Raw genomic sequence first — 26,428 nt, forward strand, 5'->3', positions numbered from 1 at the left:
GCCGGTTCCATCCGGAGGGCTATTGGATATTTCCGCGTTTTCCCGTAGAACTTTTGGAAAATCCTGCGCGGAGCGTACATATGACGGAAATAGATCGCATAGACCGGCGCATCCTGAAAGAGCTCCAGCTCGACGGACGGGTCACCAATGCCGAGCTCGCCCAGCGCGTGGGGCTCGCCCCCACCTCGATGAGCGACCGCCTCAAGCGCCTCCAGGCCCACGGCATCATCACCGGCTTCGCCGCCCGCGTCGATCCCAAGAGTGTCGGGCTCGAGCTCCTCGTCCTCGTCGAGGTTTCGCTCGACAAGACCACCCCCGACGCCTTCGACAAATTCGCCAAGGCCGTCCGCAAGGTCCCCGAAGTGCTCGAATGTCACATGGTTGCCGGCGGCTTCGACTATCTTCTGAAGGCGCGCCTCGCCGGCATGTCGCAATACCGCTCCTTCTTGGGCGACGTACTCCTCACCCTCCCGGGCGTCAGCGAAACCCGCACCTACCCGGTCATGGAAGAGGTAAAGTCCGACGGCCCCTTGCCGGTCTGATCGCGTCGCGCTAGCCGTTAGAGGCGAGTTGAGGAGACTATCCCATGATGAAAGGTCTTGCCGAGCACCTCTCGGCCACCCTCGAGGACATCCGTGCCGACGGGCTCGAAAAGCACGAGATGGCCATCGGGTCGTCCCAGTCCGGCCGCGTCAAGGTCGGCGGGCGGGAGATGGTCAACCTGTGCGCCAATAACTATCTCGGCCTCGCCGACGACCCCGAAGTCGTCGCCGCCAGCGTCGCCGCGCTTGAAAAATACGGCTCCGGCATGGCCTCGGTCCGCTTCATCTGCGGCACCCATGAGCTTCACAAGCAGCTGGAAGCCACAATCGCCCGCTATCTCGACAAGGACGACGCCATTCTCTTTGGCTCGTGCTTCGATGCCAATGGCGGCATCTTCGAAACCCTGCTGGGTCCCGACGACGCCATTATCTCTGACACGCTCAACCACGCCTCGATCATCGACGGCGTGCGCCTTTCCAAGGCCCGCCGCTTCCGCTTCGCCACCTCGGATATGGACGACCTCGAAACGCAATTGAAGATCGCCAGCGCCGAAGGCACGCGCTTCAAGCTCATAGTCACCGACGGCGTCTTCTCGATGGACGGCTATATCGCCAAACTCCCCGAAATCTGCGACCTCGCGGAACGCCACAACGCCGCCGTCATGATCGACGACTGCCACGCCACCGGCCATCTTGGCGAAAAGGGCAAAGGCACGCCTGCGCTCACCGGCGCCGGCAATCGCGTCGACATCGTCTCGGGCACATTCGGCAAAACCCTCGGCGGCGCCATGGGCGGCTTCATCGCCGGCCCGCAGCCGGTCATCGATATCCTCCGCCAGCGCGCACGGCCCTATCTCTTCTCCAACGCCCTGCCGCCAGCGGTCGCCGCCGGCGCCATCAAGGCCATCGAGATCGCCGAGGCCGCCGACGACCGCCGCGAAACCCTCGCCCGCCATACCAACCGCTTCCGCACTGCGCTGACGGATGCCGGCTTCGACCTCGTTCCCGGCGAAACGCCCATCATTCCGGTCATGCTCTACGATGCCACCAAGGCGGGCGCCATGGCCAGCGCCCTGCAGCAGCGTGGCGTCCTCGTCTCGGCATTCTCCTTCCCCGTCGTCCCGCGCGAAAAGGCCCGCATCCGCACCCAGATGTCCGCCGCCCTGACCGACGACGATATCACCGCCGCCATAGACGCCTTTGTCGCCGCACGCAGGGAGCTCGAAACCGTCCGATGACCCGCACCATGAAAGCTCTCGTCAAGGCCAGGGCCGAACCCGGCCTCTGGATGGAAACGGTTCCGGTCCCCGAACTCGGACCCGACGACGTTCTCGTCAAGGTGACCAAAACCGGCATCTGCGGCACCGATTTGCACATCTATAAATGGGACGCCTGGGCTCAGTCCGCCGTCCCGGTCCCCATGACCATCGGCCACGAATATTGCGGCACCGTCGCCGAACTCGGCTCTGCGGTCACCAATCTCAAGGTCGGCCAGCGCGTATCGGGCGAAGGCCACGTCATCGGCTTCAAATCCCGAGCCAGCCGGGCAGGGCGCTTCCATCTCGACCCCGAGACAAAGGGCGTGGGCGTCAACCTCCCCGGCGCCTTCGCCGAATACGTCAAGGTCCCCGCCTTCAACATCGTCCCGCTCCCCGATGCGATCGACGACGAGATGGGCGCCATCCTCGATCCGCTGGGCAACGCCGTCCACACCGCGCTCGCCTTCGATCTCGTGGGCGAGGATGTCCTGATCACCGGCGCCGGCCCCATCGGCATCATGAGCGCCGCGGTCGCCAAGCACGCCGGTGCCCGCCACGTGGTCATCACCGATCCCAACGACAACCGGCTCGACCTCGCAAAAAAGACAGAGCCCGAGATCGTGACCGCCAATACGTCCGACGACCTGCGCGCCATCGTCAGATCTCTCGGCATGAACGAGGGCTTCGACGTGGGCTTCGAAATGAGCGGCGCCCCCGCCGCCCTCGCAACGCTGACCGATCACCTCGTCATGGGCGGCAAGATCGCCATGCTGGGGCTCCCGGCAAAACCGTTCGAATACGATTTCGCCAGGCTGGTCCTGAAAATGCTGACCTTGAAGGGCATCTACGGGCGCGAAATGTTCGAGACCTGGCACAAGATGCTCGCCATGCTCGAATCCGGCCTCAACGTCCGCCCCGTCATCACCAACCGCTTCCCCGCGGAGGATTTCGACACGGCCTTCCAGTCCGCCATCCAGGGCGGCGCGGGCAAGATCGTGCTGGAGTGGTAGCAAAGCCGGGCGGCCGGAACCGCTATTGCAGTACCCGATCCAGCGAGTATTCCCCGTTGCTGATTCGGTCCGGGATATCGCCGATCATCTTGGCCACGGCCTCTTCGCCGTGATCCTTCACCAGCGTCGCGATTGCCGCGAACATCGCGGCGTGCGCGAGCGCCTGCGTGTCCACCCCGTCGCTGTCCGCGGCGTTCCATGCGTCCGCGAGATACTCGAGCGCGATCTGACGCTCTTCATGTTCGGCCTCAAGGCCGGCTACGGATGCGGAAAACGGAAATGTGCTGCGCCAAATGCTCATAAGCCGAGTGTTATCACGGCTTTGCGGCACTGCTAAGAACAAATGACCAATTGGTTAATGCCGACGTCGAAATCTGTGCAAATCCCGACCGAAAGCCCCGGCTTCCGGCCTATTCGGCAAATTGTGTGTGGATATCGCGCGCCAGCGCCGCACCCTCGTCGAGAAGGCGTTCGAGGGCCAGTTCCGCCGACGGCGTGCAGGTGCGGTAGAATCGCGCATAGGACTCGTACCCGGCATTGAAGGCCCCCGCGAGCCGCGCCCGCCGGTCCGCGTCCGGTTCGTCGAGCGCGATCAGCTCCGCCATCTGCGACCGCCAGTCGATCTCGTCGCCGCCGCACAGGGGGCCAAGCATATAAAGACTGCCCAGAATCTCCGAAAGCCGCTCCATCTGTGCCTGATAGGGCGGATCGACCGCCAGCGCGGCGCCGGGCAAAAGGGCGGCAAGGATGACAACAAGACGCTTCAGAACGAAAACCCCGGCAAGCCGTTAGCTACGACGCATATCCATAGCTATCCAGATGCCGCGCGCAAGCCGCAACGATCCGTGCAAGGTTCGGCGTCGTCTTGTAGCGGGGGATTTCCTCCAACAGCACCCAGTCCCAATTGGCGATCTCGTCGCAGACCATCGGCGCCCGGAACGGATGCCGCGCGGTGAACACCGCCAGCCGGTATCGCATCGCACCCTCGCCGACGGTTTCGGTCAGAACCTGCGCCGGCGCGCTGACGATCAGCCCGGTTTCCTCGAACAGCTCGCGCTTGACGCACTCGATGGGGGTTTCTCCCAAATCCATCCGCCCGCCCGGCAGCGTCCATAGCCCCTCGAAGGGTGCATAGGCGCGCTGGATCAAAAGCACCGCATTGCCGTTCAAAAGGGCAATCGAGCAGGCATTGGGCTGCATGCGGCGCTTCCTCTTGCTATAACGGCCCGGTAAGGAGCCGAATATTCATGTGCGGACGCTACGCTTTCACGCTGCCATCCGAGGCGATGGAAACCCTGTTCGGGGTTCGGAATGTACCGGAGTACCCGCCACGCTACAATATTGCGCCCACCCAGCCGATTCTGTCGGTCATGCGCGATGAATCCGGTGCCCGCGCCGCAAAGCTCGCCCGCTGGGGGCTCGTGCCCGCCTGGGTCAAGGACCCGCGCGAGTTCCCGCTCATCATCAACGCCCGCGCCGAATCCATGGCGCAAAAGCCCGCCTTCCGCGATTCGGTAAAGCACCACCGCTGCGTCGTTCCTGCCTCGGGCTATTACGAATGGCACCGCGCCCCTGACGGCACGAAGATCCCCCACTATATCGCCCTTGCCTCCGGCGAGCCGCTCCCCATGGCGGGTCTCTACGCCACTTGGATGGGCCCCAACGGCGAGGAGATCGACAGCGCCGCGGTCATAACCGTCCCGGCCAATCCCGACCTCGTCCATATCCATGACCGCATGCCCGCAATCCTCGACAGGGCCGATCTCGACGCCTGGCTCGACGTCCGCGGCACCGATGCCGGAACCGCGCTCGCGGCGATTCGCTCCGCCCCCCAGGGCACGATGACCGCCCATCCGGTGTCCAGCCGCGTCAATTCCGCTCGCAACGAGGGCGAAGATCTGATTGCGCCGGTCGCTGTGGAAAAGCCGTCCCCGGATTCGGACAAAGCTGAGGACGTCAAGCCGGTAAAACCGTCCCAGCTCGACCTTTTCTAGCCTTTAAACCGGGAACGGTGTTCCCCATTTGCCGTTCACTGCGCGGGAAGTTTTTCGCCTTCGTGTGACCATTTGGCACAAGGGGGCTCGATTTCCACGCATGTTCTTGGTAAAAGACCTTCCGCGACGCCTCACAGAGGCGTTCCGAAAGGTCAGGCTGGAGTTCGGCATAATGGTAACACTAACAGTTTGGGCACGCCTGACCGCGTCCGTCTCCACGTATTCCGTATGCAAACGACATACGGACTCGATGTGTAGCTCCTGGACCTGGCGCGTAGCGCGATAACGCCACACCGCCGTCACAAGACCCTCACATTAGACTGTTAGCACCGTCCCAGGGTTTGGGCGGATCGCTTCGGAGACTTTTCGAAATGACCAAGCCGATTGTTATCTCTGTCCATGGTGAACCCCAAGGCGTCGTCGTTCCCGGCGATGGCGACTTCCGTTTCATGGCCGTGAAGCTCGGCGTCTTCCCGCTCGAAGGCAAAGTTTTCGAGTCCGTCGCCGCCGCGCAGCAGGCCGCGCGTGCCCTCGTCGACGGGGCAGGGGAGTTCGGCGAAACCTTCACCGACACACCCGACGACACCAACGGACTGGTGGCGTAAGCGCCGCCGGTCCTGAAAAGGCCGCTTTTCCCCCGTAACACGCGGCTTAACAAAGTCTTTCCGGCTTTCTTGCCAAAATGGCGCCAGCTGGAGACACTCTATGAATACAACAGATTTTAGCCCCGACCTCTGGAAGAGCGCGCTGACGCGCGCCGGCATGGGGGTATGGAACTGGGATCTGCGCACCGACACCTGCTTTTATTCCGACAGCTGGTACGCGATGCTCGGTTACGCGCCGGGCGAACTCCCCGAAGCGAGCGATCTGTGGCTCCAGCTGACCCACCCTGACGATCGCGCACGCGCCATCCGCAGTGGCGAGCAGCACATCTATGGCGACGCCGAAGGGATCGAAACCGAACTGCGCCTGCGTCACAAGAGCGGCCGCTGGATCTGGGTTCTCGACCGCGGCGGGGTCGTCGAATGGGACGAAGCGGGCCGGCCCGTCCGCGTCATCGGCGTCCAGACCGACATCACCCCGCAAAAAACGGCCGAGTTCGAACTCGAACGGACCAACTGGCAGTTCGACCTCGCCCTCGAAGCCGCCCGCATGGGCATCTGGCAGTTCGACCCCGTCGCCGAGAAAAGCTATTGGGATCAGCGCACCCGCGAGATCTTCGGCCTGGGCCCCGGTCCGGAGGAACTCGAAAGGAGCACCTGGCACAGCTTCCTGCACCCCGAAGACAGGGCCAGCGCCGAGGCCGCCCATGCCGCCGCCGCAGAGATATCCGCTGGAACCACCGTGTTGCGCTATCGCATCGTGCGCGCCGACGGCGCCGTCCGGCACGTGGAAACCCTCGCCCAATACGCCGAGAAGGACGGCTGGAAGCGGCTGATCGGCTCGATCCGGGACGTCACCGACGAAGTTGTCGCCGCCGAAACCCTCGAGGCTGAAAAAGAGCGCTTCCAGGTCACCCTGCGCGCCATCGACGACGGTGTCGTCAGTTCCGACATCGAGGGCAATATCAACTTCGTCAACCGCGCGGCCCAGGCCCTTCTGGGTGACGAGGCTGCGCTTCTGGGGCGCCGCTTTTCCGAGGTCATCGCGCAGGCCAGCGCCGAGGCGCCTCCCTTCGCCTCGGATACTCCCCTCGACCGGGACGTGCTGGTGCTTGCCAGAAAAGGCGAGCCCATCCTCGTGCGCCTCACCAACAGCCCCATCCGCGCCCAGGACGGCCGCATCCTGGGCGCCGTGCATTCGCTCAAGGACATGACGAGCGAGTGGCTCAAGAAGCGCGAACTCGCCCACGCCGCCCGGCACGACGCGCTCACCGGCCTCCTTAACCGCTCTGCCCTCGAAGACGTGCTGCGGCACGCCATCGACAAGGTCCCCTCCGAACGCTTCACGCTGCTTTACCTCGACCTCGACTACTTCAAGGCCCTCAACGACTATGGCGGCCATGCCGCCGGCGACGACGCGCTCCGCGCCCTGGCGGAGCTGATCCGCGCCCGTTTGCCCCAGGGCGCTTCCGCCGCCCGGCTGGGCGGCGACGAGTTCGTCATCCTTCTACCCGGAGACGTTCGCGCTGCCGAGGAGGTCGCCAAATCGCTCATCGCCGCCGTCGGCACGCTCCAGGTCATGCCGTCGCGGGCGCACCCCCCGCTTGGCGCCAGCATCGGCATAGCCGAGCTCGCCGACGCCGGCACCCTGCCGGCCGACCTGCTCGCCCGCGCCGACGACGCCTGTTACGCGGCCAAGACCTCCGGCCGCAATCGCTTTGCGGTATTTTCGACCGAGTGGTCGCGCCATGGCTTCGGGCTGACCTCCGCCAAAATCATGGCGGAGGTGAACCAGGGCAAGGAGGATGGCCGCCTGCAGCTTTACGGTCAGGAACTCCGCCGTATCGACGATCCTTACACCTCGTGCGGGCGCGTCGAGGTCCTCGCGCGCCTCACCGACAGGGACGGGCGGTTCATTCCGCCTGCCGAATTCATCCCGGCCGCCGAGCGCTTCGGCATGGCCCCGATGCTCGATCGCTGGGTCCTGCGCCGGGCGCTCTCCCAATTCGGCGCCGAAATGGCCGAGCCCGGCGGCCTGACCCTGGGCATCAACCTCTCCGCCCAGACGCTTTCGGACCCCGAACTCTGGGCGTTCGTCGACAACACGATCTGCCGCAGCGGCGCCCTTCCGCAAAACATCGTCTTCGAGATCACCGAAACCGCGGCCTTCACCAATGTCGAGGCCGCCGAGCGCTTCTTCGCCAGTGCCCGCGAGCGCGGCTGCCGCCTCAGCCTCGACGATTTCGGCGCCGGGCTCAGTTCGTTCCAGTACCTGCGCCGCTTCCCCATCGACAGCATCAAGATCGACGGGGCCTTCGTCGAAAACCTCGTGAGAAGCAAGTTCGACCGCGCCATCGTCTCGTCCATCGCACGGATCGCCAAGACCGTCGGCTACAATGTCGTGGCCGAAAAGATCGAGGACGAGGACGTCCTCGACGTCCTGCGCACGCTCAAGGTGAAATACGGCCAGGGCTTCCACCTGCACCGCCCCGAACCGCTCAAAGCCGTCGTCGCCCGCTTCCGCCAGTCGGGGGTTACAAACCTCGCCCGCGCGCGCCGTTAGGCCCCGCCGCTACCGCACCGCCGGCACCGTCCGCAATCCCTCGAGGATCGCGGTAAAGCTCGCGACCGCCCGCTTCGAGGTCTCCTCGGGCGTGTCCGACGCCGCGATCCACATCGCCGCGTGGCTCGCCGCGCCGTTGATGAGCCGCGCCGTGGCCTCGGTATCGATATCCCCGATCACGCCGTCCGCCTTGAGCGCGTCGAGGCTCTCGCGCAGCGCCGCGATGCACCCGTTGGTGTCCGGCCACTGCGAAATGTCCCCCAGAACCGCCGGCCCGTCGCGGAATATGATGCGCTGGATTTCCGGCTCGAGCGCCATCTCGATATAGGCCGTCCATTCGCGCACCACCCCGTCCCAGAGATTGGGCGCCGCCTCAGCGATCGCCTCGAGCCGTTTTGTCATTTCGTGATCGATCTCGGCAACGACCGCCTGCAGCAGCCCCTTTTTGTCCCCGAACTGGTGGTAGAGCGCCCCCCGCGTCAGCCCCGCTTCCGCCGTGAAATCGTCCATCGACGCCTCCGCGTAGCCGACCGTGCCGAACGCGCGCCGCGCCGCCTTGAGCAGTTTCGCCCGGGTTTCGGCAATCATTTCCTTGCGTGGCTTGCGCATGCGAAATCCTTTTTCATACGCGACGTATCTAAATTGACATACGAGACGTATGTGGCTACATCGCTCACATACGCCGCGTATGTATATACGGGGCGGGTCCGCTCTGATCAAGGAATCCCGCAATGTCGAACCCTTACCGGAAAATCTTCAGCACGCCAGGCGCAAAGGGCTTTTCGGCGTCTGCCTTCGTCGCGCGCCTGCCCATTGCCATGGCACCGATCGGCATTGTGGCCATGCTCTCGCAGACCCATGGCGAATACTGGCTCGCGGGCGCCGTCTCGGCCACCTTTGCGTTCACCAACGCCTTCGCCGCCCCGCAGCTTTCCCGCCTCGTGGACCGGTACGGGCAAACCGCCATCGTCGCCCCGACGACGATCATCTCGGCCGCCGCCTTCCTCGTCCTCATCGCCGCCGCCAACCGGGACTGGCCCCTTTGGACCCTGTTCGCCTCCGCCTTCATCGCCGCCGCCATGCCCAGCATGTCGGCGATGGTCCGGGCCCGCTGGAGCGAGATTTTCCGCAACCGCCCCGAACTCAATACCGCCTTCGCCTTCGAATCGGCGGTCGACGAGTTGATCTACATCGCCGGCGCGTCGCTCTCGGTGGGCCTTGCGGTTTCGCTATTCCCTGAGGCGGGCATGCTCGCCAGCACGGCTTTCCTCACGCTTGGAACGCTGGCTTTCCTCCTTCACCGCGCCACCGAACCGAAGGTCCGCGCCGCTGAAGCGGGCGGTCCGGCCCGCTCCGCCATCACCCTGCGCCCCGTCCAGGTCATCACTCTGGCGCTCGTCTTCGTCGGCGCCATGTTCGCCACCGCCGAAGTGAGCGCCGTTGCGATCACCGAAACGCTGGGTGCCCCCGGCGCGGCCAGCCTCGTCATCGGCGTTTACGCCGCGGGTTCGTTCGTCCTGGGGCTCGTCCTCGGCGCGCTCAACCCCAAAATGCCGCTCCAGCGCCAGTTGCTCATCGCCGTGACCGCCCTCGCGGTGACCGCCGTCCCGCTTCTGTTCGCGGGCAGCTCGGTCGCGCTTTTGGCCTTCGCGGTGTTTGTGAGCGGCATCGCCATCTCGCCCACCTTCATCACCGCCTTCGGGCTGATCGAGCGCCTCGTCCCCGAAGCCATACTGACCGAGGGCGTCACCTGGGTCATGACGGGCATCGGCATCGGCATGGCGCTGGGCGCCTTCGTCTCGGGCTGGGTCGTCGACACCTTCGGCGCGCACAACGGCTTCTGGGTCTCGGTCGGCTCGGGCACCGCCGCCATGCTCATCGTCGCCCTCGCCCAGCGCACCCTCTCGGGCGACCGCCACGACGCCGGCGGCGCCCAGGCCCTGCAGCCCGCCGCATAAATCCAGGCCGGGCAGGGGGCGCTTCAACCGGGCGCCCCCCCCATTGTGAGCCCCGGCGACACCCTGTAGCGTGCCCCCGGGACACAAAGGAGGGCGGCGATATGGCACTCAAGCGGATGGACAACGTCGGCATCGTCGTCGAAGACCTCGAAAGGGCGATCGCCTTCTTCGGCGAACTCGGCCTCGAACTTGAAGGGCAGGGCATGGTCGAAGGCGAATGGGCCGGGCGCGTCACCGGGCTGGGCGACCAGCGCGTCGAGATCGCCATGATGCGCACGCCGGACGGCCACAGCCGCCTCGAGCTCTCCCGCTTCCTCGCACCCCCCGTCGCCGCCGACCACCGCAACGCCCCGGTCAACGCCCTGGGCTACCTCCGCGTCATGTTCGCCGTGGACGACATCGAGGAAACCCTCGAACGGCTCACCGCCCACGGCGCGAAGCTCGTGGGCGACCTCGTTCAATACGAAAGCGCCTACCGCCTCTGCTACATCCGCGGCCCCGAAAACCTCCTCATCGGCCTCGCCGAGGAACTGGACTGAGAGAGGAGAGGGGAGCTTTTACCCCCGCCCAACGCCACACCGCCCGACCCGCGGACGGTTTCCCGACCGGCATGAATGCGGCGGTCAACAACCATATGGCGCAAGGACCGGCACCGGACTAATATCGCCACCGATCGTTCGGTTGGGACCGGTCATCATGAAAAAAAGCCCGACGCTATTCCTTCAGGCCGTCATCGTGTTCATCGGCATGGGCGCGCTCGCTGCCATGCTCTGGGCCCCCCACCTCGAAGGCCGGAACGCAGGCGCCACCCTCGTCCAGATCTATCTCAACGATCCGTTCCTCGCCTCCGCATACATCGCGTCCGCGCCCTTTTTCGTGGCGCTCTACCAAGCCTTCAAACTGCTCGGACACATTGGGCGAAACAAGGTCTTCTCAACGAACTCCATAAGAGCGCTACGGATCATAAAATACTGCGCGATAGCGCTCGTCGCGTTGCTGTTGGCGGCACAAGCCTACTTCTTCATTGTCGTACGCGGTCACGATGACATAGCGGGCGGGGTCGCCATAACTCTCGTGCTGCTTTTCATCTCAGCCGTGATCGCCGCTGCAGCGTTCGTGCTTGAGACAACATTGCAAAACACCTTGGACATGGGTTCAAGGAGGACGTGATCGGGGTGGCAAGCGGACCGTCGGCCTAGGGTGGTTCAGTTGCGACTGCGGACATCTCGGGTCCGACCGATATGACTTCCGCTCCGGCTGACCTCTAGTGCCAAGTGCTGCATAGCTGCCTGTCTAGCCACATCATTACAGGTTCCCACGCACGATAGGGAACTATAGAAACGTAGGCGGCTACAATCCAAGGGGCATCTTCGAAGTCGGAGAGATGGTCACATTCAGCTTCGAGCCCACGCACTTCTTGGAGCAAATCTTGCCAGTTCAGCGCATAGTAAGTCCGGCTAATGAGTTCACCTTCTCCCGAAAGTAGGCAATCCCGAAAATGACTCGGAGCTATTGACATGGACTCGTGAAGGATATGGCTGAAATCCTGCCATAGCTGCTTACAGGTGACCTTCATATTTCGCTTCGCCAGCATCAGGAGGAGGGTGCGTGCCATCCACATTCGCTCATCAAAGGAGTCTTCGAGGATACGGGGGTCGGCAAGCCAAAAGGCTCCTTGCGAACGCGCCCAGCAGGACGAGAAATCATAGTACGGACTAGCAAGAGGAATTGTATTTTGCACGCGGCCACGGCTAACTGACATGAGCTGTCGGAGAATGTCTGCTAGGCCGAGCTCGGCGGAAATGCCGCCCCATTTATAGACGGACCAGTACCGCATAATCAGCGATGGAATAGCGCCCTCACCCCACAGATTCGGCTCGGCCAAACTGGCTGAAACCATCTCCCTAGCGTAGGCACGATCATACCCGCTATCTTCGTCCGGCTTTGACAAAAGAAGGAAGGCGGCACATTCGGCGACAAGGTTCCGCCGGTGCCACATTATGTCGACTTCCGACAGTGGGTCGCCACCAGTCCATGTGGTCGTCGGCTCGAAAAACGCATCTTGCGCCTCTTGCATTAGATCCTGCGCATGGGATTCCACAAGGCGGACATAGCCGCGCACAATCGCCTTCCGCCTTTTATTCCCCCGCACGAAACGTGAGGCGTAAATCGTCGCGATGATCGTCAATTGATACAAGGCATAGTGATTGTCCTCCTCATACCATTTGGCTTTTGCTATCTCAGAAATTAGCAGTGTTGATGATACCCGCGAGTTGAGCAGTGACGCAGACGCTTTTCCCGTTTCCACGGGTGCTGTCTCCACCAAGACTTCGGTGAATGCCGCCAGGTCGGGCAAATCCCTGCCGTCAGTTGCCATCAGGTTGAGGAGAGTTCTGGTTCCTTTGGGTGAAGTGGGCCAAACTTGCCGTGCTGTAGACAGAAACAGAGCAAGCAACTCTCCTCGACCCCACCATTTGAATGAGATGGCGGCAGTTGTTTCTCCTACATCCGCGGCCATGAGCGCAAAGAGTGATTGTGCCTCCTCGTCAATCTCACCATTTGTTACCAAAACTGCGTGGTGACGCTCGCGGCCCCCGCGAATGTTACTGGGAAGTGGGACTTTGTTTAGCTCTTCGATCTGCGGTACCAATCCCTGCGCTTCAGTTTTGGTAAGCCGCGATCCTGGGTTGCCCTTAAGCTGAAACGCATAAAGCGTGCCTTCTGGATTTCTGGCGACAACGTCCTTCCCAAATTCTAATGCCGAATGTCGCGTGCTGTGCAACACGGACCAACCAAGCGATATCAGCATTTGGACAAACGCAGCCTGATATCGTCGCTCAGTCTGGTTATCCAGCCAAGATTCGACCAGCCTCTCGACGACGGTGCTCATTTCGTTTTCTACCCAAGAGTTTGCCCAATTCCCGCTGAAAGGCGGGGTCCGCCATGGCGGCAGCATGTGCATTGGTCATTTCTGGCGCGCCCCACAACGTCGGTGGCAACCACACACCATCGACCGAAAAATTATGTTCCATCTTCTCGAAAAGCTCGAGAAGCATCTCTGCGCCGAGCGGCTGCCCATTGCCGTTTACAATGTTTCCGGTCTTGGCAGTGACGTCGTTCATCATCTCGATCATCATCTTCTCCTGCTGCTGCGCGAACTGCCGAGCGACGTTATCGTAGGCACTGGCAACCTCCGGAAGGCCAAATGCCCTCATAGCAGCACGGCGCACTGTCATTTCGCCGGTAGCATGCTGGAATTTAGTGGGATCAGATGTGTCGTCATGCCGGTGAATTGTGGCGGCCCGGCCCTCGAACTGGATATGCTTGCGGATCTTTCTGAAAATAGGGGAGAAGTCACCAATGCGCTGCTTCAGGTAGGCAATGTTTTGCTCCTGACGGAAACTCACCACTTTCTGGACAGTCGGCAACAAACCGAATCCTCTCGATAGAAATCGTGCGCTCAATTTGTGACAAACAACGAGATCGCACAATCGTAGTTCGGACTTTCAGAACAGCGGCAGTGGCAACTCTTATACCTTCGCGACTTGGATTTGTATGACCGAAGTGAGGTAGTTTCCCGTCGAGCCAGAGCGCCGGCCATTACCGCGCACCCCTGCTCCAGCGACGACGGCACTCCGTAGCGCGACCCTCGCCGAATCCGTGTTTGGCACCTCTACCCCACAACCACCGCCCGAAAATCATTCACATTCGTCCCCGTCGGCCCGGTCTCGAACAGCGTCTCTGCCGCCTTGAACCCCGCATAGCTGTCGTTCGCATCGAGCAGCCCGCGCGGGTCCAGGCCCGCTGTCCGCATCCGCGCCGCCGTATCCCCGTCCGCGAACGCCCCGGCATTGTCTTCCGACCCGTCGATCCCGTCCGTATCGGCGGCCAACAGCGCGATATTTTCGCCCTCGATCCCCAGAGCGAAGGCCAGGGCGAATTCGCCGTTCCGCCCGCCGCGCCCGCCTTTTTTGCGGATCGTCACCGTGGTTTCCCCGCCCGAAAGCAGCACCGCCGGCTTTGCGAACGGCCGGTCGCGGCGGAGCACTTCGCGGGCGATGGCCGCGTGTACCCCCGCCACCTCGCGCGCTTCCCCCTCGATCGCGTCCGAAAGGATCGCGGGGGTAAAGCCCGCCTCCCGCGCCACTTGCGCTGCCGCCTCCAGCGAAACCCCCGCCGAGGCGATAATGTGGTGGCTGTCGCGGGCGAAGACCGGATCGTCGGGCATGGGCGCATCGGCGGCCGGGGAATTGAGATGATCGAGCGCGGCGGGCGGCAGGTCGAGCCCATATTGCGCGACCACCCTGAGCGCATCGTGGCGCGTCGCAGGGTCGGGCACAGTGGGACCCGAGGCCACATGCGCCGGGTTGTCCCCGGGAATGTCAGAGACGATAAGGCTCACAACCGGCGCCCGTGTCGCCGCCGCCAGCCGTCCGCCCTTGAGCGTCGAAAGATGTTTGCGCACCGTGTTCATCGCCGAAATCGGCGCCCCCGAGGCCAACAGCGCCTCGTTGACGGCGATTTCGTCGGCAAGGGTCATCCCCTCCGGCGGCGCCGGCAGCAACGCCGATCCGCCCCCGCAGATGAGCGCGACGACGAGGTCGTCCTCGGTAAGCCCGGCGATCTCCGAGCGGAGCCGCTGCCCGGCCTCGAGCCCCGCAGCATCGGGTACCGGATGTGCCGCTTCGAGGATGTCGATGGTGCGCGTTTCGCACCCGTAGCCATACCGCGTCACCACCACCCCGGAGACCGGCTCCCCCCAGAGTGTCTCGAACGCCGCCGCCATCTGCGCGGCGCCTTTGCCTGCGCCGATCACCACCGTCTTGCCCCTGGGCTTGGCCGGCAGATGCGCCTTTATCCCCGTCATCGGGTCGGCGGCATCGACGGCGGCCTTGAACATGGCTTCGAGCAGGTCGCGGTGTTTCATGGGGCAGGGGCTCCGTTCGGGCTGGGGGATAACTGGATGGCTACTACGATTTATCCCCGCCACCAAGCACCCGCTTGGCGAGCAGCCGGATCGCCTTGCGCATTTCCTCGGGGTCGGGGATCTTGGCGAGAATGCCGTAGGCGGACGCCAGCAGCATGCGCGCGGTTATCTCCGGGTCCGGCACGCCCTCGGCGGCCAAAACGCCGGCAAGCTCGGCCTCCACCTGGTTGTCGAGCGCCTTGAGCGTGCCCGCCAGCCGGTGATGCGCGTTCAAAAGCTCGTCCGCATGCGGCGAGCGCGCCAGAAGATCGGCGGCGACCCCGAGCTTTCCCGCGAGCGCCTCGCCGATCCGTTCATCGAAAGGCCCATCCTGGCCGATCCCGCGATGAAACGCCGCCAGCTTGCCCTCGGCCATCACCTCGACAAGCGCCGTATAGATCGCCTCCTTGTCGGGGAAGTAGCTATAGAGCGTTGCCTTGGCGACGCCCGCCTCGCGGGCGATCATTTCCATGGTCGTGCCCTTGAGCCCCGAGCGCAGGATCACCGCCTCGGCCCCCTCCAGAATCCGCTTCCGACGGTCGCGGCTTTTCATCGATTGTCCCATTGTGTCATCGTGGTATTGAACGAATTGAACGAATATCATATATATCGTTCAGTTTTGACAGTGAGGCTATCATCATGGATCGTGTTCTTCTCACGGGCATTTCGGGTTTCCTCGGCGGCCACGTTGCCCTGGCCCTGCTCAAGTCCGGATACAGTGTCCGCGGCAGTGTGCGCAACCTTTCAAAGGCTGACAAGGTCCGCCAAACCCTTGAAAACGCTGGCGCTGACACGACGAACCTCGAATTCGTCGCCCTCGATCTCAACCGCGACGAGGGCTGGAAAGAGGCGATGGAGGGCTGTCGCTACCTCCTCCACACCGCATCCCCCTTCGTCCTCCAGATGCCTGAAAACAAAGACGAATTGATCCGCCCCGCGGTCGAGGGAACAGAGCGCGCGCTCACCGCCGCACTGGCCGCGAACGTCGAACGCGTCGTCCTGACTTCTTCAATGGCTGCAATAGCTTACGGGCACGATGCGTCCCGCACAGCGCCCTTCACAGCCGCCGATTGGACCGACCTGGAGGGCCGCGGCGTCACCGCTTATGTGGAGTCAAAGACCCGCGCCGAACGCCGCGCATGGGAACTGATGAGCGCCGCCGGCCGGCAAAGCGACCTCGTCACCATCAACCCCGCCGGCATCCTCGGCCCGCTCCTCGACGAGGACCCCGGCACCTCGGCCCAGATCGTCCTGAGGCTCCTCAACGGCACGGTTCCCGCGGCCCCGCGCATGCCGTTCGTCGTCGTCGACGTCCGCGACGTCGCCGCCGCGCACGTGGCCGCATTGACCGGCGAAGTCGGCGGAACCCGCGTCCCGGCGGGCGAGCGTCCGCTGTTCTTGTTCGAGATCGCGGGGATGCTCCGCAAGCGTTTCCCCCACTATGCGTCCAAGCTCCCAAAGATCGAGATGCCGGATTGGGCTGTCCGGATTTATGCCTTGTTCGACAAGGACATACGCAGCAATCTGGGTGAACTTGGCGTGCTCAAACGCCTCGATTCCGGTCCCGCCGAAATGCTCCTCGGCCGCAAGCTGATCATAGCCGAGGACGCCGTCGCGGCGACGGGCGAAAGCCTCATCGCCCACAAGCTGGTCTAGACGCCGATCTCGAAATATCCCAGCGCGTCGCCGATCGATTCTTCTTCATAGCCAAGATGCGAGAGCAACACGCGCCCCAGTGCGTCGTTGATCTCGCTGGCGGTTTCGAAGTTCTCCTGGCTGGGATTTTGCGCCAGTGCATTGAGCGCATCCACGAGCCGCACCAGCAACTCGTGGACCACCTTGTGCTCCTCGACGAGCCGGTCGGTCACCTTCTTCCACGCCTCGCCTTTTTCCGAAAGCGCCGGGAAAATATGCGCATCCTCGATCGAATGGTGGGCGTGAACGATCTGGCAATGCTGGCCACACAGGTTGCCGAACTGCCGGTAGTTGGATACCAGCTCGAGCGAATCGACAGCCTTTTCAACCTCTTGTGCCGTCATTTTGCCCTTGGCTGTCGCCTTCACCACCTGGCGCAGCGTCGTCACGTTCTGCCGCAAATGGTCGTGGATCATCTTTAAATGCAGTCCCGGACGGCGTTGAGCCGCGGTGACGTTTTCGAGCTTGGGCGCGCGCGGACGCGTGGAATCATCGAGAAAAGTGATGTCGAGGAGCATTGGGGTGAGGCCTGAAGTTTGCGGGTTTGGTCAATGTAGTCAGCGCGGCGCCGATTGCTAGCCCAGCACCTTGCCGGGGTTCAAGATCCCTTTGGGATCGAGCGCGGACTTGATCGACCGCATCATTGCCATGGCGACAGGGTCTTTCACTTCGGCGAGAAGGCCGGTCTTGAGCTGGCCGATCCCGTGCTCGGCGGAAATCGATCCGCCAAGCTCCCGCACCACAGCGTAAACGGCCTTGTGTACCGGTTCGGCTCCCGCCATGAAGGCTTTCTGGTCTGCGCCATCGGGTTGGCTGAAATTGAAATGAATGTTGCCATCGCCCAGGTGCCCGAACGGCACCGGCCGAATGCCCGGAACTACGTCGGCTACGGCCTTCACCCCCCGTTCGATAAGCGTGGGCACAGCCGCCACCGGCACCGACACATCGTGCTTGATGGAGCCCCCTTCGCGCGACTGAACTTCTGACATTTGCTCCCGCGCCTGCCACATCGCCTCGCGCTGAGCCAGGGATTCTGCGATCGCGCCGTTGGTGACGAGCCCGGATTCGAAGGCCGGTTCGAGCGCGGCCATCAGAGCTCCGGGCGCCACGCCCTCGGGCACCGAAATCTCTGCCAGAACGTGCCACGGCGAAGGTGCGGCGGCGACATCGTGCTCGATCATGCCGTGCTTGAGCTGAAATTCGATCCCGATGCGCGGCATCAGTTCGAACGCCGTCAGCGTATGGCCCGCGCGCGCTCGCAGTTGAGCGAACAAATGAAGGGCGGCATCCGGCGATGCGACGTTGAGGAACGCCGTTTCATAATCGGCCGGCTTGGGAAAGAGCTTGAGCGTTGCCGCGGTGATGATCCCCAGCGTTCCCTCGGAGCCCACGAAGAGGTCTTTGAGATCGTATCCGGTATTGTCCTTCTTTAGTGCAGTGAGCCCTTGATAGAGCGTGCCATCGGCGAGGACGGCTTCCACACCCATGCACAATTCCCGCGCATTCCCATAGGAGAGAACCTGAACGCCGCCGGCATTCGTCCCCAGGACGCCGCCGATTCGCGCAGACCCCTGAGAGGCGATGTGGAGCGGAAACAGCATACCCGCATCCTCGGCGATCTGGTGCGCCTCTTCGAGCGTCGTGCCGGCATTGAGCGTCATATGTCCCGCCGCCGCGTCGACATCGCGCACGCCCTTGAGCCGGGAAATCGAAACGATCACCTCGTCGCCGAAAAGCGGCACCTGACCCCCTACGAGCCCGGTGTTGCCCGCCTGCGGGATGACCCGCACATTCGTCTCGTGTGCCCAGGCCATCACCCGCTGCACTTCGGCGACCGTGCGAGGCAGGGCGACGGCGCGCGCCTTGGTGGTGAAGCGCCGTCGCGGCTCGGAGAGATAGCCCGCCATTTCCGCCGGAGCGGAGATCACGCTGTCGGCGCCGAGCAACTCGGTGAGTGCGTAAATTACCTGATCCTGGGAAAGAGGCATCGCGCGTCTTCAAGGTCCGCTTTCGTCTTTCGAAACCCGTTATGCCACAACCGGCAAGGTCTCGGCTACGTCGATGGGGTACCGCAAAACAGCGCCCCGATCCACCTTGCCCGGCGCTCTTGCGTGTGCCAAAACCGCTCCAAAGGTCATATCGCGGAGAAAAACATGGCTGGTTTGATGGAAGGCAAGCGCGGGCTCATCATGGGCGTCGCCAACAACCGCTCGATCGCATACGGCATCGCCAAGGCGCTGCACGCTCAGGGGGCGGAAATGGCCTTCACCTACCAGGGCGAGGCGCTGCACCGCCGCGTTCAACCGATCGCCGAAGAGTTTGGCTCCGACCTCGTTTTGCCGTGCGATGTGACCGATCCCGACGCCATAGACGCGGTCTTCAACGTCTTGAAGTCCAAGTGGGGCAAGCTCGACTTCCTCGTTCACGCCATCGGTTTTTCCAATAAGGAAGAACTCGATGGTCGGTATATCGACACGACGCCGGGCAATTTCGCGCTGACGATGAACATCTCGGTCTATTCGCTGACCGCGCTCGCCAAGCGCGCCGAACCTCTGATGGAGCCGGGCTCCTCGATCCTCACGCTCACCTATTACGGCGCCGAAAAGGTGCTGCCGCATTACAACGTCATGGGCGTCGCCAAGGCGGCGCTCGAGGCTTCGGTGCGCTATCTGGCCGCCGATATGGGCCCCAACGGCATCCGTGTGAACGCCATTTCCGCCGGCCCGATCAAGACGCTTGCCGCGTCGGGCATCGCGGGCCTGCGCGAAATGCTCAAGTGGAACGAAGAAAACGCGCCGTTGCGCCGCAACGTAACCATCGACGAAGTCGGGAACTCGTCACTCTACCTGCTTTCGCCGCTGTCCAATGGCGTCACGGGCGAGATCCACTATGTGGATTCCGGCTACAATGTCATCGGGATGAGAACTCTCGATGAGAATAAGGGCGAATAGGCCCACCCTTCGAGCATAAAGACAGTATTGCCATGACTGCCGTTTCCTGGCCCGATTTCTACTTCGCGCGCCATGGCCAGACCGACTGGAACAAAGAACGCCGCTATCAGGGGAGCCGGGACATCCCGCTCAACGCGACAGGCCGTAAGCAGGCGGACGCCAACGGTGTGCTCCTGCGCTTTCTGCTCGAGGAGGCAGGCACCGATCCCGCAAGCCTCAAATGGTACGCCTCACCACTCGGTCGGGCGCGGGAAACCATGGAGCGCATGCGAGCGGCCTTTGATGTTCCGTTGCCCGACGTGCACTACGACAAGCGGCTGGTCGAGATTTCCTTCGGTAATCTCGAAGGCCGGCTGCATGACGAGATCAACCGTGAGCTGGCACTCGCGCCGGGCGACCGTGACGCGGAGTATTGGCATTTCCGTCCCGAGAACGGCGAGAACTACGACGACGTGGCTCACCGGCTCGTCGCCTTTGCCGAGGAGCTGACGCATCATTGCGTCATCGTTGCCCATGGTGGCATCCTGCGCGTGCTCCGTCACATCGTCGAAGGCGCCGAGCGCAAGGAAGTCCTCAACTGGGCGCCGCCGCAGGGTGTGATAGCGCATTTCGTCGGCGGCGAGATGACGCTTCACGCCGCCGAAAAGACCTGGGACGATTAGGCGGCCCTGTTCATGTTGGGCCGCAAGCCCAGATCCTCGATCGCCTGCACCTGCTCGGCATCAAGCGGCCCGGCAGCTTCCGCGGCGAGGGCGTCCTTGAGCTCGGCGCGGTTCTTGACCCCGAGAACGAGCGTATCGACGCCCTCGATACCCAGCGCGTAGCGGTGCGCGACGATGGCCGGATCCTCGCCCCATTCAGCGCAGAGTGCCCGGAACGGCGCAGCTTTGTCGAAGTCGGGCAGGTCACGATTGCCTTCGGGTACGTCCCTGTCGAAACGGCGCGTCAGCGCGCCGGCCTGAACGGCCCGAATACCCATGACGCCCACCTCGTTGCGCTGCGCTGTTGCGATGATTTCGCGATGGCGCGGTTGCTCGTCCTCGACGACGAGGCCGCCAGGGCTATCGAGCAGGTTCGCGACGGCTTGCACGGCGTGCGGCCTCGGCACGGTGCTGAGCGCATCGAGGATTTGTGGTGTTTTCGCAACCCCCGTGAGGCCCCAGCCACCGATCAACCCGTCATCCATAAGCCGCTCGAAGGCAGGAATGACGTAGTCGCGGTAGACCGACCAGCGCGTGAAATGCGTATGACCTTCCGGCGCAGAACCGACGTCGGGGCGGATCTCATTGTGGAGGAACAAGAGATCCACACGGTCCAGCCGCATGGCTTTGAGACTCTCTTCGAGCGAAGCGCGGAACCGCGAATAGGCTTCCTCGCCCGGCGCCGAGGCAAGGCCGTATTTCGTCGTCACTTTGATGTGCTCGGGTAGGCGCCCGTTGAACGCCTCCCCGATCAGCGCCTCGCAGACATTATACCCAGGCGCGGCATCGAGAACGTCGATGCCTTCATCGATAGCCATCTTGAGCGTGGCGATGCCTTCCTCCCGGCTTGTTTCGCCCCACACCTGCCCGATGCCGCCACCCCCGAGCGTAAGGCGGCTAACCGTGCCGTACTTTCCGAATTCACTGCGTTGCATACCGGTACTCCCTTTTGCATCCTCCATACTGTGCGCTCGGAACGCGCATCGGCTACGGACACCGATGCAATGCGGTTTTCAAAGCTGAAATACGGTCCGCCCAAAAGCGCATTTCCCTTTGCGTCACGTTCCGTTAGAAAGGCGCCAACTCACTTTCGGAGTGCCTATGAGCTTTAATTCGTTTGGTCAGATGTTCCGCATAACCACCTGGGGCGAGAGTCACGGGCCGGCGCTCGGCGTCGTGGTCGACGGGTGTCCACCGGACCTGCCGATCAGCGCCGAGGTGATCCAGCGTGATCTCGATCGGCGCAAACCCGGCCAGTCGCGATATACGACCCAGCGTCGCGAGGCCGACATGGTGAAGATTCTTTCGGGCGTTTTCGAAGATGAACGCACCGACGGATTGAGAACCACCGGCACGCCGATTTCGCTGATGATCGAGAATACCGACCAGCGCTCCAAGGACTATTCGGAAATCCGCGACAAATTTCGACCCGGCCACGCTGACTACACCTACCTTCAAAAATACGGCATCCGCGATTATCGTGGTGGCGGGCGGTCTTCGGCACGTGAAACAGCAGCGCGCGTCGCTGCAGGCGCTGTCGCAAAGGTCGTTATCCCCAACGTCAAAATCCGCGCGTCGCTTGTCCAGATCGGTCCGCACAAGATCGATTATGCCAATTTCGACTGGGACGAAGTGGGCAACAACCCCTTCTTCTGCGCCGACCCGAAGGCCGCTGAGTTCTGGGCCGACTATCTCGATGGTATCCGCAAGAAGGGCTCGTCTGTCGGCGCCATTATCGAAGTGGTCGCCGAGGGCGTGCCGGCGGGTTGGGGAGCGCCCGTCTACGGCAAGCTCGACCAGGACATCGCGTCTGCGATGATGAGCATCAACGCGGTCAAGGCTGTTGAGATCGGCGCCGGCTTCGAAGCTGCCGCGTTGACTGGCGAAGAGAACGCCGACGAGATGCGCGCGGAGCGGCCCATGCCGAAATTCCTCTCCAACAAGGCTGGCGGCATTCTGGGCGGAATATCGAACGGTGATCCCATCGTCGCTCGCTTCGCTGTCAAGCCCACAAGTTCCATTTTGACCCCGCGTGGAACCGTGACGACCGAAAACGAGGATGCCGATATCGTAACCAAGGGCCGTCACGATCCCTGCGTCGGCATTCGCGCGGTACCGATTGGCGAGGCCATGATGGCAATCGTTCTTGCAGACCACTATTTGCGCCATCGCGCGCAAACCGGGCGCGACGGCGGCATCGGGTTTGGGGCGTAGGCAATGTTGAGAAGCGAGTCCGATACGCGGGTCGAAGTAGCGCTCGAGGCGATAAGGCAAGGCCGCATGGTGGTCGTCATCGACGATCACGACCGCGAAGGCGAAGGGGACATCGTCGCTGCGGCGTCCCTGATCACGCCCGAGCAGATGGCATTCATTGTGCGGCACACCTCTGGCATCGTCTGCGCGCCAATCACCAGCGAACGCGCCGCAAAGCTCCATCTTGACCCGATGGTGGCCCTCAACGACTCCGCGCACACGACAGCGTTCACCGTTTCGATCGATTTCAAGCACGGCACGACGACGGGCATCTCGGCGGAAGACCGCACGGCGACTGTACGCGCGCTCGCCAACGGCAATGTTGGCGCGGAGGACTTCTCCCGTCCCGGTCACATCTTCCCGCTCATCGCCCGGCGCGGCGGCGTCTTGATGCGCTCGGGGCACACCGAAGCGGCGGTGGATTTGTGCAAGCTGGCGGAATTGCCCGATGTCGGCGTCATCTGCGAACTCGTGAATGACGACGGCACGGTGACGCGCGGCGAGCAGGTTTCCCAATTCGCCGAAAGACACGACCTGCCTCTGGTCTCGGTCGCCGACCTTATTGCTTACCGCCAGCGCCGCGAGACGCTGATCGAGCGCGCGGGGATTTTCGACATCGAAACCAGCGCCGGTAAGGCGATCGCATACGCCTACACGACGCCCTTCGATCGCGTGCAGCACCTCGCCATCGTCTTCGGCGACGTCTCCCGCGGCGAGAATATTCCGGTCCGTCTCCAGCGCGAGGATATCGTCTCCGACGTATTCGGCGGTGCCTCCAAACTCAATTCGACCCTTGAAAGCCTTGCCAAATCTGGCGGCGTGCTCGTCTACCTTCGCGAGGGGACAGCAGGCGTCGCCTACGATGGTGGCAAGGAAGGGAGCGAAACGCACCGCTCTGCCAAGGACCGCGAGGCCGAGTGGCGCGAAGTCGGCCTTGGCGCACAGATCCTGCGCGATCTGGGTATTGCCTCGATCAGGCCGATGGCCTCGCGCACGCGCCGCTATGTTGGGCTTGAGGCCTTCGGGATCACCATCGCCGAATAGGGGCGGTCAGCAGACTTTGGGTTTGCGCTTGTGCCGCGTCGGGCGCGAGCGCTTGAACGTGCGCGCGACGGTGCCTTCGGATTTCTGTTCGAGCGCTGCCAGCGCGTCATCGAGCCAGTCCCAGCGCCGGCGGGTGCGGCGCACAAGGCGCAATGCGGTCTTGGACGTGCCGATGAGTATGAAGAGCGCGAGCGCCACCATCGGAATGCCGAACGGGATCGGCGTCGGGGCGAGGATGGCGCCGACGATCAGAAGCACCAGGGCGAACGGGACGAGGACGAGCCGCGCCATAGAACAGTTCCCGCATCATGTTCGCCGAAACGCCGCTATATGTTCGGTATTGCCGTCCCCGCCCGTGAGCGGAGAGGGCATGCGCATAACGAACGTCCAGCCCAGTTGCGCCATATGACCGATGACCGCCTCGATCGCCGCCTCGACATGTGGCCCCTCGATGACAATGCCGCCCTTGCCGATGAAATCGCGTCCGACCTCAAACTGCGGCTTGATGAGCAGCACCGCCTCCGCACCGATCATACACCGGCTAGATGGCGGTGAGATGACTTTTGTGAGAGACACGAAACTGACGTCGCAAACCAGCATCTCGATGGGCTCGGGAATGAGCGTGGTGTCGAGGTCGCGGGCGTTGGTGCCCTCGAGCGAGACGACGTTGGAGAGTGCCGCCACATCCGGGTGCAACTGCCCGTGGCCGACATCGACCGCGTAGATCGTCTTCGCGCCGCGTTGCGCGAGAACCTGCGTGAACCCGCCCGTCGAGGCGCCAAGGTCGAGGCAGACTTTGCCGCTGGGATCGAAGCCGGCGGCGTCGAGTCCCGCGATGAGCTTCAGCGCTGCGCGGGAGACGTAGCCCTCCGCCGGGTCCGAAATGGCGATAATGTCGGTTTCGGTGACCGGCTGTCCCGCCTTTTTCGCCGCGATACCATTGACCGTCACCACGCCGCGCCTGATGGCGTCGGCAGCCCGGGCACGCGAGGGGACGAGGCCGCGGGCCTCGAGCACGCGGTCGAGCCTGTCGCGCCCGCTCATGCGCCGGTAAGGCGCCGGATCTTGTCCATCGCGGTGTTGCTGTCTTCCATATAGGCGATGGTGCCGAAGAACTTGCCGTCTGCGTCGATCATGTAGACCGAGGAGGTGTGGTTGACGAGATACTCGGTCGAGCCCTCGGCCTCGACCTTTTCGGAAAAGACGCCATAGGAGCGCTTGATCTGGTCAGTCTGCGCCTCGTTGCCAACGAGCCCGAAGACGTCCTCGCCGAAGTTGGACAGATACGTGCGAACGGTTTCGACGGTATCGCGTTCAGGGTCGACGGTGACGAAGACGATGTTGAGATCGTCCGCATCGAGCCCGAGCTGCTCCTTCCAGGCCGTGGTCTCGGCCAGGGTGAGGGGGCAGACATCGGGGCAATAGGTGTAGCCGAAGAACATCAGCGTCGGCGTGCCCTGGAGATCGGCCTCGGTGAAGGTTTCGCCGGTGGCGGTGGAGACCATTTCGAAGGGGCCCCCGAACATAGATCCCGAGCGGTCCATTGGGCGCGTGAAATAGATGACCGTCGCGGCGATGGCCGCGAGCGCCACAAGCGCCCACAGCGCGATGCGAACCTTGTTGAGCACTGCGTCTTCCCCCGGCAAATGTCTCTCGTTTTACTGTTCGTCCAAAGGTTCGGTGCCGGTGGGCGTGCCATCCCTGGCGAGCGTGATCTTCTCGATCCGCGCCTCGGCCTGCTTGAGCAGGGTCTCGCAATGGCGCTTGAGCGCCTCGCCACGTTCGTAGATCGCGATCGACTCCTGCAACGGCGCCTTGCCGCTTTCGAGCTGCTGGACGATCTTTTCAAGTTCGTCGAGGGCAGCCTCGAAGCTCAATTCCGAAATCTCGGTCATCTCGATATCCCTTTAGTCTTCTTCGTGTTCTGTGCCGGCTTCACCGGTCAGAAGGACACCGACATGCGCCGCGACTCCGGAGGCAAGGCCGGCCAGATCGTAGCCACCTTCCAGCATCGAGACCAACCGGTTTGAGCAGCGCCTGTCCGCAATGTCCAACAACTTTCCCGTGAGCCACGCGTAATCGTCCGCGACCCATTCGAGCTGCGCCAACGGATCGCGGCGCTCTGCGTCGAAACCGGCCGAGACGAGAATGATGTCGGGCCGGAACGCATCGAGCGCGGGGAAGATGCGTTCGCGGTAGACCTCCCGCATGGCCTGGCCGTCCGAACCCTCCGGCAGAGGGCAGTTGACGACGTTGCCGACCCCGGTTTCCTCGGGCCGTCCGGTGCCCGGATAAAGCGGCCATTGGTGCGAGGAGGCATAAAAGACGCTTTTGTCGTCCTTGAAGATGTCCTGGGTCCCGTTGCCGTGATGCACGTCGAAATCGACGATGGCGACGCGCTCGGCACCGTGTAGCCGTTGGGCCTGGCGGGCGAGGATGGCGATGGTGTTGATGAGGCAGAACCCCATCGAGCGGTCGCGCTCGGCATGGTGTCCCGGCGGGCGCGCGGCGACGAAGGCGTTGTCCGCTTCACCCATGACGACCGCCTCGAGCGCGCGAAGCCCGCCCCCCAGCGCCGTGCCGACCGCATCGAGGCTCTTGCCCGAAACGAAGGTGTCCGGATCGATCTGCCCGATGCCCTCGGCGGGGCGCATTTTACGGATCACGTCGAGCACGGAAGGCGCGTGGACGAGCTCCGCAAGCGCCAGATCGCCAGCCGGCGCATCCTCGCGCGCCAGGCGCCCGAACCGCGGCTGGGCGAGCACGTTGGCGATGGCCTCGAGCCGTTCGGGGCGCTCAGCATGGCCTTTCGGCGTTTTATGCGTGTCGCCGTTTGTCTGGCTGACCAGGAGGGTCGTCATGGATTAGATTGATCTCCGTTGATCCACTT

Annotated in this window: 30 protein-coding genes; 14 read left to right on the top strand and 16 right to left on the bottom strand. The window is 63.1% G+C overall.

Features of this window, described 5'->3' with window-relative positions; all coding sequences use genetic code 11:
• The first annotated feature begins 80 nt into the window (after positions 1-80).
• From LSG43_RS05290 to tdh, 3 genes are read left to right on the top strand one after another with little or no spacing between them, the layout of a single operon-like run.
• Positions 81-542 carry an Lrp/AsnC ligand binding domain-containing protein gene (locus LSG43_RS05290; protein WP_231801815.1) on the top strand — a complete coding sequence of 154 codons (462 nt, stop codon included), beginning with the start codon at positions 81-83 and terminating at the stop codon, positions 540-542.
• 44 nt (positions 543-586) lie between these two features.
• Positions 587-1,780, top strand: coding sequence for a glycine C-acetyltransferase (locus LSG43_RS05295; protein ID WP_231801816.1), 1,194 nt, complete (start codon positions 587-589; stop codon positions 1,778-1,780).
• A gap of 8 nt (positions 1,781-1,788) precedes the next feature.
• Positions 1,789-2,811 carry an L-threonine 3-dehydrogenase gene (tdh, locus tag LSG43_RS05300; RefSeq protein WP_231801817.1) on the top strand — a complete coding sequence of 341 codons (1,023 nt, stop codon included), beginning with the start codon at positions 1,789-1,791 and terminating at the stop codon, positions 2,809-2,811.
• Between the two features lie 22 nt (positions 2,812-2,833).
• On the opposite strand, the gene LSG43_RS05305 is transcribed toward tdh, so the two are convergent.
• The 3 genes from LSG43_RS05305 to LSG43_RS05315 all read right to left on the bottom strand — a co-directional run bounded on the left by LSG43_RS05305 (position 2,834) and on the right by LSG43_RS05315 (position 4,011).
• Positions 2,834-3,112, bottom strand: coding sequence for a hypothetical protein (locus LSG43_RS05305; RefSeq protein ID WP_231801818.1), 279 nt, complete (start codon positions 3,110-3,112; stop codon positions 2,834-2,836).
• 109 nt (positions 3,113-3,221) lie between these two features.
• Complete coding sequence (locus LSG43_RS05310; RefSeq protein ID WP_304622645.1) at positions 3,222-3,578, bottom strand: TIGR02301 family protein; 357 nt, start codon at positions 3,576-3,578, stop codon at positions 3,222-3,224.
• 25 nt (positions 3,579-3,603) lie between these two features.
• Positions 3,604-4,011: an NUDIX domain-containing protein gene (locus LSG43_RS05315; protein WP_231801822.1), complete on the bottom strand. Its 408-nt coding sequence runs from the start codon at positions 4,009-4,011 to the stop codon at positions 3,604-3,606.
• A 47-nt stretch (positions 4,012-4,058) separates the two neighbouring features.
• Here LSG43_RS05315 and LSG43_RS05320 point away from each other — a divergent pair, with 47 nt between their 5' ends.
• The 3 genes from LSG43_RS05320 to LSG43_RS05330 all read left to right on the top strand — a co-directional run bounded on the left by LSG43_RS05320 (position 4,059) and on the right by LSG43_RS05330 (position 7,970).
• Positions 4,059-4,805, top strand: a complete 747-nt coding sequence (locus LSG43_RS05320; protein WP_231801823.1) for an SOS response-associated peptidase — start codon at positions 4,059-4,061, stop codon at positions 4,803-4,805.
• Between the two features lie 371 nt (positions 4,806-5,176).
• A complete protein-coding gene (locus LSG43_RS05325) occupies positions 5,177-5,410 on the top strand; it encodes a hypothetical protein (RefSeq protein WP_231801824.1) in 234 nt (77 codons plus the stop codon).
• Between the two features lie 100 nt (positions 5,411-5,510).
• On the top strand, positions 5,511-7,970 hold the full coding sequence (locus tag LSG43_RS05330) for an EAL domain-containing protein (protein WP_231801825.1): 2,460 nt from the start codon (positions 5,511-5,513) through the stop codon (positions 7,968-7,970).
• Between the two features lie 9 nt (positions 7,971-7,979).
• On the opposite strand, the gene LSG43_RS05335 is transcribed toward LSG43_RS05330, so the two are convergent.
• Complete coding sequence (locus tag LSG43_RS05335; protein ID WP_231801826.1) at positions 7,980-8,579, bottom strand: TetR/AcrR family transcriptional regulator; 600 nt, start codon at positions 8,577-8,579, stop codon at positions 7,980-7,982.
• A gap of 122 nt (positions 8,580-8,701) precedes the next feature.
• On the opposite strand from LSG43_RS05335, the gene LSG43_RS05340 reads away from it, so the two are divergent.
• The 3 genes from LSG43_RS05340 (at position 8,702) to LSG43_RS05350 (ending at position 11,098) form a co-directional block, all read left to right on the top strand.
• Positions 8,702-9,928, top strand: a complete 1,227-nt coding sequence (locus LSG43_RS05340) for an MFS transporter (protein WP_231801827.1) — start codon at positions 8,702-8,704, stop codon at positions 9,926-9,928.
• Between the two features lie 101 nt (positions 9,929-10,029).
• Positions 10,030-10,467: a VOC family protein gene (locus LSG43_RS05345; protein WP_231801828.1), complete on the top strand. Its 438-nt coding sequence runs from the start codon at positions 10,030-10,032 to the stop codon at positions 10,465-10,467.
• A gap of 157 nt (positions 10,468-10,624) precedes the next feature.
• Complete coding sequence (locus LSG43_RS05350) at positions 10,625-11,098, top strand: DUF2975 domain-containing protein (protein ID WP_231801829.1); 474 nt, start codon at positions 10,625-10,627, stop codon at positions 11,096-11,098.
• Between the two features lie 94 nt (positions 11,099-11,192).
• On the opposite strand, the gene LSG43_RS05355 is transcribed toward LSG43_RS05350, so the two are convergent.
• From LSG43_RS05355 to LSG43_RS05370, 4 genes are all read right to left on the bottom strand, one after another.
• Positions 11,193-12,818, bottom strand: coding sequence for a hypothetical protein (locus LSG43_RS05355; RefSeq protein WP_231801830.1), 1,626 nt, complete (start codon positions 12,816-12,818; stop codon positions 11,193-11,195).
• Positions 12,775-13,359 (bottom strand): hypothetical protein, encoded by a 585-nt coding sequence (locus LSG43_RS05360; protein WP_231801831.1) that lies wholly within the window; start codon positions 13,357-13,359, stop codon positions 12,775-12,777. The genes LSG43_RS05355 and LSG43_RS05360 overlap by 44 nt, the downstream gene beginning before the upstream one ends.
• Before the next feature lie 242 nt (positions 13,360-13,601).
• Positions 13,602-14,855 (bottom strand): glycerate kinase type-2 family protein, encoded by a 1,254-nt coding sequence (locus LSG43_RS05365; RefSeq protein ID WP_231801832.1) that lies wholly within the window; start codon positions 14,853-14,855, stop codon positions 13,602-13,604.
• A gap of 43 nt (positions 14,856-14,898) precedes the next feature.
• Positions 14,899-15,447, bottom strand: coding sequence for a TetR/AcrR family transcriptional regulator (locus LSG43_RS05370; protein WP_231801833.1), 549 nt, complete (start codon positions 15,445-15,447; stop codon positions 14,899-14,901).
• A gap of 86 nt (positions 15,448-15,533) precedes the next feature.
• On the opposite strand from LSG43_RS05370, the gene LSG43_RS05375 reads away from it, so the two are divergent.
• On the top strand, positions 15,534-16,550 hold the full coding sequence (locus LSG43_RS05375) for an NAD-dependent epimerase/dehydratase family protein (protein ID WP_231801834.1): 1,017 nt from the start codon (positions 15,534-15,536) through the stop codon (positions 16,548-16,550).
• On the opposite strand, the gene LSG43_RS05380 is transcribed toward LSG43_RS05375, so the two are convergent.
• Together LSG43_RS05380 and LSG43_RS05385 are read right to left on the bottom strand one after the other, a co-directional pair.
• Entirely contained in the window at positions 16,547-17,107 is a 561-nt protein-coding gene (locus LSG43_RS05380) for a hemerythrin domain-containing protein (protein ID WP_231801836.1), read from the bottom strand. The two genes, LSG43_RS05375 and LSG43_RS05380, sit on opposite strands and share 4 nt — an antisense overlap.
• A gap of 57 nt (positions 17,108-17,164) precedes the next feature.
• Positions 17,165-18,577 (bottom strand): FAD-binding oxidoreductase, encoded by a 1,413-nt coding sequence (locus LSG43_RS05385; protein WP_231801837.1) that lies wholly within the window; start codon positions 18,575-18,577, stop codon positions 17,165-17,167.
• A gap of 165 nt (positions 18,578-18,742) precedes the next feature.
• Between LSG43_RS05385 and fabI the strand changes: the two genes are divergently transcribed.
• Both fabI and LSG43_RS05395 read left to right on the top strand, forming a co-directional pair.
• Positions 18,743-19,540 carry an enoyl-ACP reductase FabI gene (gene fabI, locus LSG43_RS05390; RefSeq protein ID WP_231801838.1) on the top strand — a complete coding sequence of 266 codons (798 nt, stop codon included), beginning with the start codon at positions 18,743-18,745 and terminating at the stop codon, positions 19,538-19,540.
• A gap of 32 nt (positions 19,541-19,572) precedes the next feature.
• On the top strand, positions 19,573-20,202 hold the full coding sequence (locus LSG43_RS05395) for a histidine phosphatase family protein (RefSeq protein WP_231801839.1): 630 nt from the start codon (positions 19,573-19,575) through the stop codon (positions 20,200-20,202).
• Here the strand turns inward: LSG43_RS05395 and LSG43_RS05400 are convergent.
• Positions 20,199-21,176, bottom strand: coding sequence for an aldo/keto reductase (locus LSG43_RS05400; protein ID WP_231801840.1), 978 nt, complete (start codon positions 21,174-21,176; stop codon positions 20,199-20,201). The genes LSG43_RS05395 and LSG43_RS05400 overlap by 4 nt on opposite strands.
• Positions 21,177-21,342: 166 nt before the next feature.
• On the opposite strand from LSG43_RS05400, the gene aroC reads away from it, so the two are divergent.
• A complete protein-coding gene (gene aroC / locus LSG43_RS05405; protein WP_231801841.1) occupies positions 21,343-22,455 on the top strand; it encodes a chorismate synthase in 1,113 nt (370 codons plus the stop codon).
• A gap of 3 nt (positions 22,456-22,458) precedes the next feature.
• Positions 22,459-23,538 carry a 3,4-dihydroxy-2-butanone-4-phosphate synthase gene (gene ribB, locus LSG43_RS05410; RefSeq protein ID WP_231801842.1) on the top strand — a complete coding sequence of 360 codons (1,080 nt, stop codon included), beginning with the start codon at positions 22,459-22,461 and terminating at the stop codon, positions 23,536-23,538.
• A 6-nt stretch (positions 23,539-23,544) separates the two neighbouring features.
• Here ribB and LSG43_RS05415 read toward each other — a convergent pair whose 3' ends face one another.
• From LSG43_RS05415 to LSG43_RS05435, 5 genes are read right to left on the bottom strand one after another with little or no spacing between them, the layout of a single operon-like run.
• Positions 23,545-23,829 (bottom strand): hypothetical protein, encoded by a 285-nt coding sequence (locus LSG43_RS05415; protein ID WP_231801843.1) that lies wholly within the window; start codon positions 23,827-23,829, stop codon positions 23,545-23,547.
• A gap of 15 nt (positions 23,830-23,844) precedes the next feature.
• Positions 23,845-24,582, bottom strand: a complete 738-nt coding sequence (locus LSG43_RS05420) for a TlyA family RNA methyltransferase (protein ID WP_231801844.1) — start codon at positions 24,580-24,582, stop codon at positions 23,845-23,847.
• Positions 24,579-25,166: an SCO family protein gene (locus tag LSG43_RS05425; RefSeq protein ID WP_231801846.1), complete on the bottom strand. Its 588-nt coding sequence runs from the start codon at positions 25,164-25,166 to the stop codon at positions 24,579-24,581. Before LSG43_RS05425 ends, LSG43_RS05420 begins: the two co-directional genes overlap by 4 nt.
• Positions 25,167-25,196: 30 nt before the next feature.
• Entirely contained in the window at positions 25,197-25,433 is a 237-nt protein-coding gene (locus tag LSG43_RS05430) for an exodeoxyribonuclease VII small subunit (RefSeq protein ID WP_231801848.1), read from the bottom strand.
• 12 nt (positions 25,434-25,445) lie between these two features.
• The gene (locus tag LSG43_RS05435; protein ID WP_231801850.1) at positions 25,446-26,399 is read right to left on the bottom strand and encodes a histone deacetylase family protein; all 954 of its coding nucleotides are present in this window, start codon (positions 26,397-26,399) and stop codon (positions 25,446-25,448) included.
• Between the last annotated feature and the right edge of the window lie 29 nt (positions 26,400-26,428).

Origin of the sequence: Pelagibacterium xiamenense, assembly GCF_021166475.1 — a bacterium.
GTDB classification, from domain to species: Bacteria; Pseudomonadota; Alphaproteobacteria; order Rhizobiales; family Devosiaceae; genus Pelagibacterium; species Pelagibacterium xiamenense.

Bases quoted from the DNA above. Each gene is read 5' to 3' on its own strand.
- LSG43_RS05315 (WP_231801822.1), bottom strand. From the start codon at position 4,011: ATGCAGCCCAATGCCTGCTCGATTGCCCTTTTGAACGGCAATGCGGTG.
- LSG43_RS05395 (WP_231801839.1), top strand. From the start codon at position 19,573: ATGACTGCCGTTTCCTGGCCCGATTTCTACTTCGCGCGCCATGGCCAG.
- LSG43_RS05380 (WP_231801836.1), bottom strand. From the start codon at position 17,107: ATGCTCCTCGACATCACTTTTCTCGATGATTCCACGCGTCCGCGCGCG.
- LSG43_RS05385 (WP_231801837.1), bottom strand. From the start codon at position 18,577: ATGCCTCTTTCCCAGGATCAGGTAATTTACGCACTCACCGAGTTGCTC.
- LSG43_RS05330 (WP_231801825.1), top strand. From the start codon at position 5,511: ATGAATACAACAGATTTTAGCCCCGACCTCTGGAAGAGCGCGCTGACG.
- LSG43_RS05355 (WP_231801830.1), bottom strand. From the start codon at position 12,818: ATGAGCACCGTCGTCGAGAGGCTGGTCGAATCTTGGCTGGATAACCAG.
- tdh (WP_231801817.1), top strand. From the start codon at position 1,789: ATGAAAGCTCTCGTCAAGGCCAGGGCCGAACCCGGCCTCTGGATGGAA.
- ribB (WP_231801842.1), top strand. From the start codon at position 22,459: ATGTTGAGAAGCGAGTCCGATACGCGGGTCGAAGTAGCGCTCGAGGCG.
- LSG43_RS05400 (WP_231801840.1), bottom strand. From the start codon at position 21,176: ATGCAACGCAGTGAATTCGGAAAGTACGGCACGGTTAGCCGCCTTACG.
- aroC (WP_231801841.1), top strand. From the start codon at position 21,343: ATGAGCTTTAATTCGTTTGGTCAGATGTTCCGCATAACCACCTGGGGC.
- LSG43_RS05415 (WP_231801843.1), bottom strand. From the start codon at position 23,829: ATGGCGCGGCTCGTCCTCGTCCCGTTCGCCCTGGTGCTTCTGATCGTC.
- LSG43_RS05370 (WP_231801833.1), bottom strand. From the start codon at position 15,447: ATGAAAAGCCGCGACCGTCGGAAGCGGATTCTGGAGGGGGCCGAGGCG.
- LSG43_RS05375 (WP_231801834.1), top strand. From the start codon at position 15,534: ATGGATCGTGTTCTTCTCACGGGCATTTCGGGTTTCCTCGGCGGCCAC.
- LSG43_RS05340 (WP_231801827.1), top strand. From the start codon at position 8,702: ATGTCGAACCCTTACCGGAAAATCTTCAGCACGCCAGGCGCAAAGGGC.
- LSG43_RS05320 (WP_231801823.1), top strand. From the start codon at position 4,059: ATGTGCGGACGCTACGCTTTCACGCTGCCATCCGAGGCGATGGAAACC.
- LSG43_RS05430 (WP_231801848.1), bottom strand. From the start codon at position 25,433: ATGACCGAGATTTCGGAATTGAGCTTCGAGGCTGCCCTCGACGAACTT.
- LSG43_RS05350 (WP_231801829.1), top strand. From the start codon at position 10,625: ATGAAAAAAAGCCCGACGCTATTCCTTCAGGCCGTCATCGTGTTCATC.
- LSG43_RS05345 (WP_231801828.1), top strand. From the start codon at position 10,030: ATGGCACTCAAGCGGATGGACAACGTCGGCATCGTCGTCGAAGACCTC.
- LSG43_RS05420 (WP_231801844.1), bottom strand. From the start codon at position 24,582: ATGAGCGGGCGCGACAGGCTCGACCGCGTGCTCGAGGCCCGCGGCCTC.
- LSG43_RS05365 (WP_231801832.1), bottom strand. From the start codon at position 14,855: ATGAAACACCGCGACCTGCTCGAAGCCATGTTCAAGGCCGCCGTCGAT.
- LSG43_RS05325 (WP_231801824.1), top strand. From the start codon at position 5,177: ATGACCAAGCCGATTGTTATCTCTGTCCATGGTGAACCCCAAGGCGTC.
- LSG43_RS05335 (WP_231801826.1), bottom strand. From the start codon at position 8,579: ATGCGCAAGCCACGCAAGGAAATGATTGCCGAAACCCGGGCGAAACTG.
- LSG43_RS05435 (WP_231801850.1), bottom strand. From the start codon at position 26,399: ATGACGACCCTCCTGGTCAGCCAGACAAACGGCGACACGCATAAAACG.
- LSG43_RS05305 (WP_231801818.1), bottom strand. From the start codon at position 3,112: ATGAGCATTTGGCGCAGCACATTTCCGTTTTCCGCATCCGTAGCCGGC.
- LSG43_RS05295 (WP_231801816.1), top strand. From the start codon at position 587: ATGATGAAAGGTCTTGCCGAGCACCTCTCGGCCACCCTCGAGGACATC.
- fabI (WP_231801838.1), top strand. From the start codon at position 18,743: ATGGCTGGTTTGATGGAAGGCAAGCGCGGGCTCATCATGGGCGTCGCC.
- LSG43_RS05290 (WP_231801815.1), top strand. From the start codon at position 81: ATGACGGAAATAGATCGCATAGACCGGCGCATCCTGAAAGAGCTCCAG.